The 13,265-nt window shown below is 60.6% G+C and carries 10 protein-coding genes; 7 read left to right on the top strand and 3 right to left on the bottom strand.

The features are described from left to right. The first annotated feature begins 52 nt into the window (after positions 1-52). Genes hpnI through FHR23_RS12815 form a run of 5 tightly spaced genes read left to right on the top strand, consistent with a single transcriptional unit; the run spans position 53 to position 5,316 of the window. Positions 53-1,189: a bacteriohopanetetrol glucosamine biosynthesis glycosyltransferase HpnI gene (hpnI, locus tag FHR23_RS12835; protein WP_184004661.1), complete on the top strand. Its 1,137-nt coding sequence runs from the start codon at positions 53-55 to the stop codon at positions 1,187-1,189. Further along, positions 1,186-2,634, top strand: coding sequence for a hopanoid biosynthesis associated radical SAM protein HpnJ (gene hpnJ / locus FHR23_RS12830; protein WP_246359878.1), 1,449 nt, complete (start codon positions 1,186-1,188; stop codon positions 2,632-2,634). Before hpnI ends, hpnJ begins: the two co-directional genes overlap by 4 nt. Beyond that, the gene (gene hpnK / locus FHR23_RS12825; protein ID WP_184004655.1) at positions 2,631-3,449 is read left to right on the top strand and encodes a hopanoid biosynthesis-associated protein HpnK; all 819 of its coding nucleotides are present in this window, start codon (positions 2,631-2,633) and stop codon (positions 3,447-3,449) included. Before hpnJ ends, hpnK begins: the two co-directional genes overlap by 4 nt. Then, complete coding sequence (locus FHR23_RS12820; protein ID WP_184004652.1) at positions 3,446-4,336, top strand: ferritin-like domain-containing protein; 891 nt, start codon at positions 3,446-3,448, stop codon at positions 4,334-4,336. Before hpnK ends, FHR23_RS12820 begins: the two co-directional genes overlap by 4 nt. A gap of 5 nt (positions 4,337-4,341) precedes the next feature. After that, complete coding sequence (locus FHR23_RS12815) at positions 4,342-5,316, top strand: lysylphosphatidylglycerol synthase domain-containing protein (protein WP_184004649.1); 975 nt, start codon at positions 4,342-4,344, stop codon at positions 5,314-5,316. Positions 5,317-5,328: 12 nt separating this feature from the next. Here FHR23_RS12815 and FHR23_RS12810 read toward each other — a convergent pair whose 3' ends face one another. Next, a complete protein-coding gene (locus tag FHR23_RS12810; RefSeq protein ID WP_184004646.1) occupies positions 5,329-6,738 on the bottom strand; it encodes an alpha-amylase family glycosyl hydrolase in 1,410 nt (469 codons plus the stop codon). Beyond that, positions 6,735-8,225 carry an MFS transporter gene (locus FHR23_RS12805; protein WP_184004644.1) on the bottom strand — a complete coding sequence of 497 codons (1,491 nt, stop codon included), beginning with the start codon at positions 8,223-8,225 and terminating at the stop codon, positions 6,735-6,737. Before FHR23_RS12805 ends, FHR23_RS12810 begins: the two co-directional genes overlap by 4 nt. Positions 8,226-8,386: 161 nt before the next feature. Here FHR23_RS12805 and FHR23_RS12800 point away from each other — a divergent pair, with 161 nt between their 5' ends. After that, entirely contained in the window at positions 8,387-9,064 is a 678-nt protein-coding gene (locus tag FHR23_RS12800) for a DUF6445 family protein (protein WP_184004641.1), read from the top strand. A gap of 11 nt (positions 9,065-9,075) precedes the next feature. Here the strand turns inward: FHR23_RS12800 and FHR23_RS12795 are convergent, their stop codons facing one another. Further along, positions 9,076-10,104 carry a LacI family DNA-binding transcriptional regulator gene (locus tag FHR23_RS12795; protein WP_221227532.1) on the bottom strand — a complete coding sequence of 343 codons (1,029 nt, stop codon included), beginning with the start codon at positions 10,102-10,104 and terminating at the stop codon, positions 9,076-9,078. Between the two features lie 217 nt (positions 10,105-10,321). On the opposite strand from FHR23_RS12795, the gene FHR23_RS12790 reads away from it, so the two are divergent. Continuing rightward, the gene (locus tag FHR23_RS12790; RefSeq protein ID WP_184004637.1) at positions 10,322-13,186 is read left to right on the top strand and encodes a TonB-dependent receptor; all 2,865 of its coding nucleotides are present in this window, start codon (positions 10,322-10,324) and stop codon (positions 13,184-13,186) included. Positions 13,187-13,265 lie beyond the last annotated feature (79 nt).

The raw sequence follows: 13,265 nt of genomic DNA, 5'->3' as shown, positions 1-13,265 counted from the left end.
CATTTTTGGCGGTGCGGAAAAGGTCGTAGCCGGATCGGGGAGTCGCAAGGGATTGGCGCTGGAGATTATCGCCGTTTGCGTGTCGCTGGCCGCGATTGCGGGCAGCATATTACTGCTCTGGGGCGCGATGCTGATCGGTCGCTATCGCACGGCGCCACACACCGCTGCACCGTTCGACGCATCTGCCGTCACATTGCTCAAGCCTCTATATGGTGCGGAACCGCGCCTCTTTGAAAACCTCGCCACTTTCATCGAACAGGACTGGCCGGCACCTGTGCAAATGCTGTGCGGGGTACAGCGTGCCGACGATCCGGCGATTGCGGCGGTCGAGGCGCTGAAGGCGCGCTATCCCGATGCCGATATCGAATTGGTGGTCGACCCGACCGTACACGGCAGCAATGCCAAGGTTTCGAACCTGATCAACCTGATGCGCCGTGCCCGGCACGACCGGATCGTGCTGAGCGACAGCGACATGGCGGTACCGCGCAGCTATCTGGCGACCCTTCATCATGGACTGGAGCAGCCGGGTGTCGGAGCGGTGTCGTGCCTGTATCGAGGGCGAGGCGATGCCGGTTTCTGGTCGCGGCTGGCGGCGCTGGGCACCGACCTGCATTTTCTTCCCGCCGCCGCGATCGGCATCGCCAGCGGCATGGGCCACCCCTGTATGGGCTCCACCATCGCGATGCGCCGCGAAATGCTGAACGCGCTTGGCGGGTTCGAAGCGTTTGCCGATATTCTGGCCGACGACCACGCGATCGGCGCAGCGGTTCGGGCGCGCGGAAAGCGGGTGGCCATCCCGCCGATGCTGCTCACCCATTGTTTTACCGAAGAGGCGCCGGGTGCGCTCCTGCGCCACGAATTGCGCTGGAACGCCACCATTGCCGGGATCGACCCCGGCGGCGCGGCGGGAAGCATCATCCTCCATCCTCTCGCGCTGGCGCTCGTCTCCCTGATCTGCGTACCGGGATGGCCGGGAACGGTTGCGTTGCTGTTCGCGCTTGCAGCACGCGGCATAGTCGCGGTACGGACGGCGCGCGACACTGGCGACGCGCTCGCCCGGATCGCATTGATTCCGGTGCGGGACACGCTGTCCTTCGCGCTGTTTTTAGGCGGTTTCGTCACGCGCTCGGTTGAATGGCGCGGCGCAGCCCTTAAAATTACACGCGGGGGCCGGCTCGCCGGAAAATGAAGAAAGGCTCTTATTCGATGCGCACGCTCTTCCTCCAGGCACCCTCGTTCGACGGTTTCGACGGCGGTGCGGGATCGCGCTATCAGGCTCGACGCGAAATCAAGAGCTTCTGGTATCCGACCTGGCTCGCGCAGCCGGCGGCACTAGTCGAGAATTCAAAGCTGATCGACGCGCCGCCGCACGGCATCAAGCTGCCCGAAGTGACCGCGCAGGCGAAAGATTTCGACCTTGCCATCCTCCACACCTCGGTGCCCAGCTTCGCCTCCGACGTGAAAACGGCGGAAGCGCTCAAGGCCGAAAATCCTGACCTGAAAGTCGGCTTTATCGGCGCAAAGGTCGCGGTCGAGGCCGACAAGAGCCTGAAGGATGCGGGCGGCATCGTCGATTTTGTCGCACGCAACGAATTCGACTTCACGATCAAGGAAGTCGCCGACGGTCGCGACTGGCACGCGATTCAGGGGCTGTCCTGGGTCCACAACGGCGTCATCACCCATAATGACGACCGGCCGATGCTGGAGACGATGGACGACCTGCCCTTCGTCTCCCCCATCTATAAACGCGATCTGGTGATCGACAATTATTTCATCGGTTATCTGAAGCACCCGTACATCTCCATCTATACGGGCCGCGGCTGCAAATCGCGCTGCACCTTCTGCCTGTGGCCGCAAACGGTGGGCGGACATCGTTATCGCACGCGCAGCGTCGGGCATGTCATCGAAGAGATCAAATATTGCCTGAAGGCGTTTCCGGAAGTGAAGGAATTTTTCTTCGACGACGATACCTTTACCGACGACCGTCCGCGTGCGGAGGCGATTGCGCGTGAACTCGGCAAGCTGGGTGTCACCTGGTCGTGCAACGCAAAAGCAAACGTGCCCTATGAAACGCTGAAGGTGCTGAAGGAAAACGGCCTGCGCCTGCTGCTCGTCGGCTATGAAAGCGGCAACCAGCAGATCCTGCACAATATCAAAAAGGGCATGCGCATCGAGGTTGCGGAGGAGTTTACCCGCAACTGTCACAAGCTGGGCATCGCTATCCACGGCACCTTCATCCTCGGCCTGCCGGGCGAGACGAAGGAAACCATCGAGCAGACGGTGAACTGGGCGCGCAAGATCAACCCGCACACGATTCAGGTGTCACTGGCAGCACCCTATCCCGGCACGTTCCTGTATAATCAGGCGGTCGAAAATGGCTGGCTGGATGCGAGCAACGCCGAACTGGTCGACGATCACGGCGTACAGATCGCACCGCTGCACTATCCGCACCTCAGCCATGGCGAAATCTTCCACTCGGTCGAGGATTTCTACAAGCGTTTCTATTTCCGCCCCGGCAAGATCGGCTCGATCGTCGGGGAGATGGTGCGCGATTTCGACATGATGAAGCGCCGCCTGCGCGAAGGCGTGGAATTCTTCCACTTCCTGCGCGAACGGAAGGGCGCTGCGGGATGAAACGGCTGGTGGTCACCGCCGATGATTTCGGCGCGGCCATCGCGGTCAATGATGCGGTCGAACAAGCGCATCAGAGCGGCATCCTGACCGCCGCCAGCCTGATGGTCGCGGGTGATGCCGCCGCCGACGCGGTGCAGCGGGCACGACGCCTGCCCCGGCTGGGGGTGGGGCTGCATCTGGTGCTGGTCGATGGCTGTCCGATCCTGCCCCCCGAACAGGTCCCCGACCTGATCGACGCGCGCGGCCGGTTTCGCGACAATATGGCGCTGGCCGGGTTCGCTTTCGCCTTTCGTCCAGCCGTACGCCGTCAGCTTCGCGCCGAGATCGAGGCGCAGTTCGCCGCATTCGCCGCGACTGGTCTGCCGCTCGATCACGTCAATGCACACAAGCATTTCCACGTCCATCCGGTCATCGGTTCGATCCTGATCGCCACCGCGCGCCGTCATGGCGCAAAGGCGCTGCGTGCGCCGGTAGAACCGGGACGCCCGAAAGGATCGGGCTGGCTCGCAGCCCCTTTTGCCCGAATGCTTCGCCGGCGCGCCCGGCGCAACGCCATGGATGCCCCCGACCGTGTATTCGGACTGGCCGACAGCGGGCGGATGAACACCGCCAATGTCCTGCGCGCCATTCCGCAGGTTTCGGACGGACTGAACGAACTTTATCTGCATCCGGCGGTTATGGATCAGTGGCCCGGCTGTGGCCCCGACTATCGCCATCGGGATGAACTGGCAGCCCTGCTTGACCGCGACGTCCGCGACGCCATCGAAGCGCACGGCATCGCACTGGGAAATTTCGGCGATTTTGGGAGGGAATGATGCTCGCCAAATTCGGACTCTCGGTTGCCCCCGATCAGCCCGTTCGGCTTGGGTCGGACGATCACCTGCGCCTGTTCTGCCAAACGCTGCTCGATACCCATGACCCCTATCGACCGGCGCTGATCGACTGGCCAAGGCTGGACGACGAAACCCGCGACAAGATCGTTTCCCTGCCCATCTGGGACATTGCGGTGCAGACCGAGGGGCGTGCGGGCATGAACGTCGCCACCTATGGCAGGGATATTTCCGATCCTCTGCTCTACGACGCCATCGCGATGAATGCGTTTGAGGAGAAGCGGCACAAGATCGTACTGGCCGACATGGTGCAGGCTTATGGCATCGAGCTGGAGCCCGAACCGGAATATAAGGTACCGCGCGACCCCGAATGGGCGTTCATGGTGACCGGTTATTCGGAATGCATCGACAGTTTCTTCGGCTTCGGCCTGTTCGACCTTGCCAAACGATCGGGCTTCTTTCCGGAAGAACTGGTCAATACATTCGAACCCGTAATGCATGAAGAGGGCCGCCATATCCTGTTCTTCGTCAACTGGGTCGCCTGGCATCGCCGCAACATGCCGCTGTGGCGTCGTCCGTGGTTCGCGGCAAAAATCGCGGCGGTCTGGGCATTCCTGATCTGGGAACGCATCGGCATTGCACGCGGCATGGAAGACAGCGAAAAGGGACAGGACAATAATTTCACGCTCAACGGATCAAAGGAACTCGGCGTCGAAATCAGCTTTCCCGAACTGGCGCGCATCTGCCTTGCCGAAAATGACCGGCGGCTGGGGCAATATGATCAGCGCCTGCTGCGTCCGCGCTTCGTACCGCGGATGATGCGACTGGCGTTGCGCTTCACGGGGCGTGGCAAGAAACCCTCCACGGCCTGATTCAGATGCGCACCCGGCTCTGGATAGTATTGGCGACCTTTGTCGGGCTGGGTGCGGCGATATGGGCGTTCGGATCGGCCGGGCTGACACAGGTATTGTCCGCCGCGGAACGGATCGGGGTCGGCGGGTTTTTGCTCTATTGCCTGTATTCGCTAGCGGTCTTTCCGATTCTGGGCGGCGCATGGATCAGCGCCGCGCCGGGCGTATCGGCACAGCGGGTTCCGCTATTCGCCTGGGCGCGCATGGTGCGCGAGGCGGCGTCCGATATCCTGCCCTTTTCGCAGGTCGGCGGCATCGTCCTGGGCACGCGCATACTGACCGCGCGCGGAATTGCGGCACCGCTCGTCTATGCCGCGTTGATCGTCGAGATGACGACCGAGATGGCGGGACAACTGATTTTCACCCTGTTCGGCATCATCATGCTCGCGCTGACGGTCACCGCAGGCGTCGACTCGGTCCTTTTACCGATTCTCGCCGGGACGGGGCTGATGGCGGCGATGCTCGCCGCGTTCCTGATGGCGCAACGCTATATCCCCGCGCTGGGCGAACGGCTGGGGGAACGCATGATCCCCGGCGTGGCAGAGAAAATGGCGGAAACGGGCATTCTGGTTCGCCGGATTTATGAAAAGCGCGGCCGGGTGGCGGCATCCTTTCTGTTCAACCTCGCCGGATGGATCGCCTCGGCAGCCGGCGCATGGATCGCCTTGCGGCTGATGGACGTGAATTTACCGCTATGGGCGGTGCTGACGCTGGAAAGCCTGATCTTCGCGCTGCGCAGCGTCGCCTTCATCATTCCCGGCGCAATCGGGGTGCAGGAGGCCGCCTATGTGCTGATCGGCCCGCTGCTCGGCCTGCCGCCCGAAAGCGCGCTTGCCCTGTCGCTCGCCAAGCGCGCACGCGACCTCGCGCTCGGCATCCCCGCGCTGATCGGCTGGCAGGCAAGCGAACTGGGCGGTATCGCGGCGACAAAGCTGCGCTGACCACCCGGTGCGTCACTCCTCGTGCGCGAACAGGCGATAGCCCCAGGCGGGAAGCGTCATCGTCTCACCCCTGGTGATCGTCACCGGGGCACTGCCACGAAACTCATGATAGGTTCCGGCCTGTAACCGGGTCGGGAAGCTGACCGTAACCGGCTTTGCCGACAGGTTGAACACGCCGAACACTTTGTCATTGCCTTCCTGACGCACCCAGCTGAACACCTGTTGCGGCTTGTCATTGTCGACCTTGACCATCCGCGCGCCCCATTTGCCGTTATGCAGCGCCTTGTTGTCGTCGCGAAAGCGGATCAGGTCGTGAAACAGCGATCCCAGCCTGCAATCGGGATGGGCGTCCCACTGGATCGTATCCTTTTCAAAGAAGGCAAGCCGTTTGTGGTTACACGCCTCCTGCCCGTCATAGATCATCGGGATGCCTTCGCCGGTAAAGCTCAGCGCGATCACCGCCGGCAGAGCCTCGCCGAAATTCTCATATTGCGTGCCTTCCCAGGCATTGCTGTCGTGATTGGCGACATAGACCATGCGCATCGCCGATTTCGGCCAGGCGCTCTCATTCTCGCTATAATAGCCATAGAGCGCGGTGGCGTCGGCCTTACCCTGCGCGATATTCTTCATGGTGTTATGCCAGTCCCAGGCATAGACGGCGTCAAACGCCTTTCGGGTATATTCGGGAAACTTCCATTCAGCGAGCATGAAGACCGGCCTGATCCGTTCCAGACGCGCGCGCGCCGTTTCCCAGAAATCGAGCGGCACATAACCGGCAACATCGGCCCGATAGCCGTCGATCCCGAAATTCTTCACCCAATAGACCATTGCGTCGGTCATCGCCTTGCGCAGTGCGGGCTTGTCGTAATTCAGGTCGATAATATCCGACCAGTCCCACCATGGCGTAGGCGTGAAATCGCCCTTCCAGTTACGCTCATACCAGTCGGGATGTGCCTTTACCCAGACATTGTCCCAGGCGGTGTGGTTCGCCACCCAGTCGAGAATGACGTGCATCCCCAGCTTGTGCGCGGCATCGACAAACGCCTTCAGATCCGCCTTGGTCCCCAGTCGCGGGTTCACCTCCAGATAGTTCCGGACCGAATAGGGCGACCCCAGCGTGCCCTTGCGATTCTTCTTCCCGATCGGGTGGATGGGCATCAGCCAGATGATATTGACGCCGAGCTTCTTCAGACGGGGAAGCTGTTTCCGGGCAGCACGAAACGTCCCTTCCGGCGTGAACTGACGGGTGTTGAGTTCGTATAGTACCGCCGTCTCGCTCCACGGCGCATTGTGGATCGTCGCATAGGGTTGGGGCTGATAGGCCGCGAGCGAATCCGCCTTCGCGGACGTGCCATGCATCTGGGCCGAGGCAGTACCGATAGCGAGCGCGGCCGCCGCGAGCGAAAGGGTAAGTTTTTTCATTGAGCTTCCAGTTCGATTTCGGCGGCGCGCACGCGCAACATGGCAAGGGCGGCAAAAATCAGGACCCCGGCGGCAAAGGCCATCGTCCAGATGGGCTGCGTCGGAAAAAACGCCTTCATGATGCTGCCCATCACGGTGGCGACGAGAAGCTGGGGTACGACGATGAAGATGTTGAACAGCCCCATATAAATGCCGAGTTTTCGTTGCGGCAGGCTGGACGCAAGGATCGCATAGGGCATGGCGAGGATCGATGCCCAGGCGATGCCGATGCCGATTTCGCTGACCAGCAGCCAATAGGGACTGCGAATGACCAAATAGCTGGCAAATCCGGCCGCGCCGAACAACAGACAGATCAGATGCGTGCGGGCCTTGCCGATGCGCCGCGACAATGGCGGCAGGATCGTCAACGCGGCGACGGCAGCCACGCCGTTAAACACCGCAAACAGAACGCCAACCCAGTTACCCCCTTCGTTATAGGCAGGACTTGTCGGATCGGTGGAGCCATAAACATATTGGACGACGACCGGCGTCGTGTAGATCCACATGATGAACAGCGCGGACCAGGTAAAAAACTGGACCAGCGCCAGCCGCTTCATGATCGTCGGCATACCGGAAAAATCACCAACGATATGGCTGAGCATATTGTCCGTATTGCCCCGCTGGGCCAGCGTCCATGCCGCCAGCTTGCACAGATCATAGGCGATCAGCAGCCCGCCCAGCAGATAAAGCTCTTTTTCCAGACCAAGTGTCGAAACCGCCAGCAGCACGACAGCGCCAATTCCCGCCCACAGGCCGAAATTCAGCTTTGCCGGCTGAGGTGCCGCGGTGGGAAGCTCCTCTTCTCCAAAGGACTCCATTTCCGCCGGGCTATATTCGCGCGTGGTAAACACCGTCCATAATATTGCCAGTAAAAGTGCGACCCCGCCGATCCAGAAACTGTACCGCACCGAATCCGGCACGCCGCCGCCAACAACTTCATTCGAAACGCCCAGCTTGGCAAAAACATAGGGAAGCAGCGACCCAACCACTGCACCTGCACCGATAAAAGCGGTTTGCATTGCGTAACCCGCAGTATGCTGGTCGCGGCGCAACTGATCGCCGACATAGGCGCGAAACGGCTCCATCGACACATTGAGCGAGGCGTCGAGCACCCACAGCATCATCGCCGCAAACCATATGGCCGGCGATTGCGGCATGACGAACAGGGCAAAAGCGGCGAGAACGGCACCGGCAAGGAAATAGGGCCGCCTGCGCCCCAGCCGGGTCCAGGTGCGGTCGGAATAATGACCGATTATCGGCTGCACGATCAGCCCGGTCAGCGGCGCCGCAATCCACAACGCCGGAAGCCGGTCGAGAGATTCGCCCAGCAACTGAAAAATCCGGCTCATATTCGCGTTCTGCAGCGCGAAGCCGATCTGGATGCCGAAGAATCCGAAACTCAGATTCCACAGGCCCGCCATGCTTTGGCGCGGCTTTTCGGTCATCATCTCTCCCTGCGGACGGTTTTCGGGTCTTGGCGCCCGTTGCAATCTTATACTCGGCAAAACTTGCCCTACCGCCGTCGTCGCGGCAATGGCGACGCATACGAATACAGCTATTTACTCCTCGGCTTGCACCGATGTGTGACTGTCGCAATGATGTCTGAACGATGCAGAACAATCCCGAACCGCATGTATCCCTGGACGGCAAAGAGCAGCAGCCGACACTGATCCTCGACGACTTCTGGCCCGGCCCGGACGTGCTGCGTGAGGATGCGGCAATGCTGCGTCTGCAACCGATCGGCCCGCATTATCCCGGCCTGCGCGCCACCATCCCGCCGATGCTGGCAGAGCGGATGCGGCAGCGCATCGCGCCGCTGCTCGCAACGCATTTTGATCTCGATCCCGCACCTGCCGTATCGGAAGCCTATTATTCGCTCGTGACGACACCACCGGGGGATCTGGCACCGATTCAGCGCCTGCCGCATTTCGACGGGGTCGAGGATCGTCGCATCGCGCTGCTGTTATTTCTGGGCCATGGTCCGCAGGGCGGCACCGCCTTTTACCGGGAACGCACCACCGGGTTCGAACGGATCAGCGCCGAACGCCTTACGCCCTATCGTACCGGTCTGGATGCGGCGATCCGTCAGTACGGCCTGCCCGAGCCCGCCTATATCGAGGGTGACACGCCGTTGTTCGAACAGATTGCCCGGCATGACGCCTGCCATAATCGGGCTCTGGTCTATCGCGGCAATCGCCTGCATTGCGCGTGGTTGCCCGACACGGTGCCGATCACCGGAAACCCGCTGACCGGGCGCCTTACGCTGAACCTGTTCCTGTTCGACTGACGCACGTGGAATCAGGCGCCGCTGCTGCCGCGCACCACCAGCCGGGTGGGCAATGCGCCCGTCCGCGGCGTTGCTCCGCCCAGCCGGGCGAGCAACGCCGACACCAGCGCTTCCCCCGCCGCGCGGGTATCCTGCGTCACCGTGGTCAGCGGCGGCGTGGTGAAGGAGGCGGCAGCGATATCGTCGAACCCGACGATCGCGACATCGCGCGGTACCATGTGCCCGCGCTTCTGCAACGCCAGCATCGCGCCGATCGCGATGGAATCGCTGGCGGCAAAAATCGCGTCATAGGATGCCCCGCGCCGCTCCAGTTCCTCAATCGCCTCGGCACCCGCCGCCTGCGTCGTCACCGCATCGACCTGCAACGCCCGGTCTATCTTTCGTCCTGCAGCGCTCAGCGCATCAGCATAGCCGCGATAGCGTTCGGCAAATTCGGGATAATGATGATCGGCATGGCCCAGAAAGGCGATCCGCCTGCGCCCCTGTTCGAGCAGGTGCCGGGTCGCGGCCATCCCGCCGCCATAATTGTCGGACCCGAGCGTGTAACCGGTCGTATCCTGACGTACGGCACCCCACAGCACGAACTGCGTGCCCTGTTCGAGCAGCTTTTCCAGCCGCGACTGATAGATTTCATAATCGCCATAGCCGAGCAGGATAATCCCGTCGGCCTTGTGGCTGTCCTGATAATCGACATGCCAGTTACCCGAAAGCTGCTGAAAGGAAACCAGCAGATCATAACCCGCCCGCGCCGCCGACCGGGTGATGGCGCCCAGCATCGAAAGGAAGAACGGGTTGATCATCGATTCATCGGGTGTCGGGTCTTCAAACAACAACAAGGCCAGCGTATCGGTCGATTGTCGTCGTAATGCGGACGCGTTCTTGTCGACCGCATAATTGAGCTGACGGGCAATCTCCTCGATCCGCGCACGCGTCTGCGGATTGACGTCCTTGCTGCCGCGAAGTGCGCGCGAAACCGTGGGCTGCGACACACCTGCAAGCTGTGCAATATCCAGTGATGTCGGCCGCCTTGCCAAAGCCAGCCCCCTCCTTATCGAAGCGCGAAATCGAACTGCGCTTCATAGTACCGCATACCTATTCAGGGAATGAATACGTATGCCGCATCTAGGGTTAGTCGCAATCAGCAAATATAACCAGTCCCCATGACGACGCAAAATCGCGTCGCAAGAACAATAATGTGGACAGGATGCGCGCACGCTCCTTTGCGAATGCGCTGTTGAGGACAAGGGGACATTTTCAATGAATAATCCGTTCGCGCGGCTTGCGGGCCGCGACCTGTTGACGTGCAGCAGTCGTGCGGTGCTGGGTCTGTCACTTGCGCTGAGCTGCGTCGCACCGGCCTATGCACAGACCCCGGGCAACGACGACACAACCGCGCCGCAGGCTAAGAAGGCAGCCGACGCGCAGACGACCGCCAGCACCCCGACCGAAGCGCAGGGGGCCAGCGACATCGTTGTAACCGGATACCGCGCATCGCTCGACAAATCCGCTGCAATCAAGCGCAACTCGGTTCTCATCGTGGACTCGGTGTCGGCAGAAGATATTGGCAAGCTGCCCGACGTTTCGATTGCCGATTCACTGGCGCGTCTTCCCGGTGTCACCGCCCAGCGCCTAGAAGGGCGCGATCAGAGCCTGTCGATCCGCGGCCTTGGCCCGGAATTCGGCACGACTCTGCTCAATGGTCGCCAGCAGGTGACGGTCGGCGACAATCGCGGCGTCGAATATGACCAGTATCCCTCGGAGTTTTTCCAGAACGTCAACGTCTATAAGACAGCAAATGCTTCGCTGATTCCTGCCGGCATTTCCGGCACGGTCGACCTCCGCACGCTACGTCCGCTCGATTATGACAAGCGCGTCATTTCCTTCCAGCTTCGTGGCCAGATGAATGGCAACAAGAAGCTGAACCCCGACAGCAAGCGGTTCGGCTATCGTACGTCTGCAACCTATATTGATCAGTTCGCGCATGACACGCTGGGCGTTGCGATCGGTGTTTCGGCGACCTCGGCTCCGATCCAGTACACCCGGTACAATGCCTGGGGCTTTCCAAACGATGCAAATGGCGACCTGATTCTGGGCGGTGCCAAGCCCTATGTGCAATCGAACGTCCTGAAGCGTATCGGTGCGGTCGGTACGATCGAATACAAGCCCAACGACAGCTGGCATTCGACGCTGGACGTGCTGTACACGCACTTTTCCGAAGAACAGACTCTGCGCGGCATCGAGTTTCCGCTATATTGGGGCGCTGACACCAATGTTACGGTCAATTCGGCAAGCAACGGCTTTGTCGACTCCGCAACCTTCAGCAATGTTCACGGCGTTCAGCGCAACGATTACAACCAGCGCAAGGCGGACACCTATGCACTGGGCTGGAACAACATATTTGAGCTGACCGACCATCTGAAACTGAATGTCGACGCCAGCTGGTCGCATGCCGACCGCACCGACTTCCTGCTCGAAACCTATACCGGCACCGGCTATAATCGCGCCGGTCCGGGCGATACGGTCACGGTGACCCGCAATAACGACGGGACATTCGATATTGTCCCGACGTTGAATTACGACGACACCAGCATCTTCAAGATCACCGATCCGCAAGGCTGGGGCTATAACGGCACTCAGGCGGTGGTTCAGTCGGGCTTTCTCAATCGTCCGAAGTTCAAGGACGATCTGAAGGAGCTGCGCGCCAGCCTGCATGGCGATATAGAAGGCAGCGTGCTTTCCGGATGGGAAGTCGGTGCGAACTATAGCCAGCGCAAAAAGACGTCGGCGTACACGTCCTACTTCCTCTGTCCGCAGGGCGGCGGAACGGACTGCACCGTCGCCAGTGGAACACCGACCTCTGAACCGGTGCCGCAGGGCGCGCTGATTGATGGGACCACCTCGCTCGACTATCTGGGCGTGCCGGCAATGCTGACGCTCAACCCGCTATATCTTTACAACAATGCGTTCAACGCGGTGTATGATAACCGCCCGGTTTCACTGGTTCGTGACAACTCCGTCACCGAAAAGGTATGGACTGGCTATGCCATGCTTGACGTCGACGGCGTTGTCGGCGGCAAGAATCTTAAGGGTTCGATTGGCGTTCAGGTAGTTCATACCAACCAGAGCTCGGACGGCTCCTTCTCCAATCTGGGCGCAGGCGGTGTCGTAACCGTCATCCCCGCGTCGGACAGCGACAGCTATACCAACATCCTGCCCAGCGCCACGTTCGCACTGGAAGTAGCACCGCTGACCTATGTGAAGATCGGCGCATCGCAGACAATGGTGCGTGCGCGTCTGGATCAGGAGCGCGTGAACCGTGAACTGACGATCAACAATGCAAATGTTGGAACCGGCGGCGGGCCGGAATACAGCCCGTTCGCTTTCAGCGGCGGCAACACACAGTTGCGTCCGTATCAGTCGACCAATATCGACTTGTCGCTTGAGAAATATTTTGCAGGCGGCGGCTATGTGGCGCTGGCAGGCTATTTCAAGCATCTGACCGACTATGTCGATGCGAACGCCAGCACGACGTTCGACTTCACCGATTATCTGTATCTGCTGTCTCCTTCGCAGCAGGCACAGGTGCTGGCATCCGGTGGTCAGATCGGGTTGAATTCACGCCCCGAAAATGATGGTCGCGGCTATCTGCAGGGCTTTGAATTCACGCTGTCGCTGCCGTTCAGCCAGATCAGCCGTTCGATCGACGGTTTCGGCTTCTTCGGAAGTGCATCCTATACCGACAGCTCGATCAAGCTGGGCAGCAACCCAGACCCGATCACGCTTCCCGGCTTGTCGGACTGGGTGTTCAACGGCTCGTTCTATTACGAAAAGCACGGGTTCCAGGCTCGCGTGAACTATCGCCATCGGTCGTCCTTCCTTGGCGAAGTGGCGGGACTTTCGGCAGCTCCGACCTATCGCAGCGTCCGCGGCGAAGGCGTGCTGGATGCCCAGATCGGCTATGAGTTCGACAGTGGCCCGCTGACCGGTCTTTCGGTGATGGTACAGGGCAAGAACCTGACCGACCAGCCATTCGTGACCTATCAGAACGGCGATGAGCGGCAAGTGATCGATTACCAGCGATACGGTCGCCAATATTATCTGACGCTGTCGCTGAAGATGTAACCCTCCCCTTGGGGCGGCGTGCCCTAACCCGCACGCCGCCCCGGCCTTTTCAGGTCGTCACGTTACTGCCATAGCCAAG

It is taken from the genome of Stakelama sediminis (genome assembly GCF_014199335.1).
Classification (GTDB): Bacteria; Pseudomonadota; Alphaproteobacteria; order Sphingomonadales; family Sphingomonadaceae; genus Sphingomonas; species Sphingomonas sediminis.
This window is presented reverse-complemented; position numbering and strand designations above follow the sequence as displayed.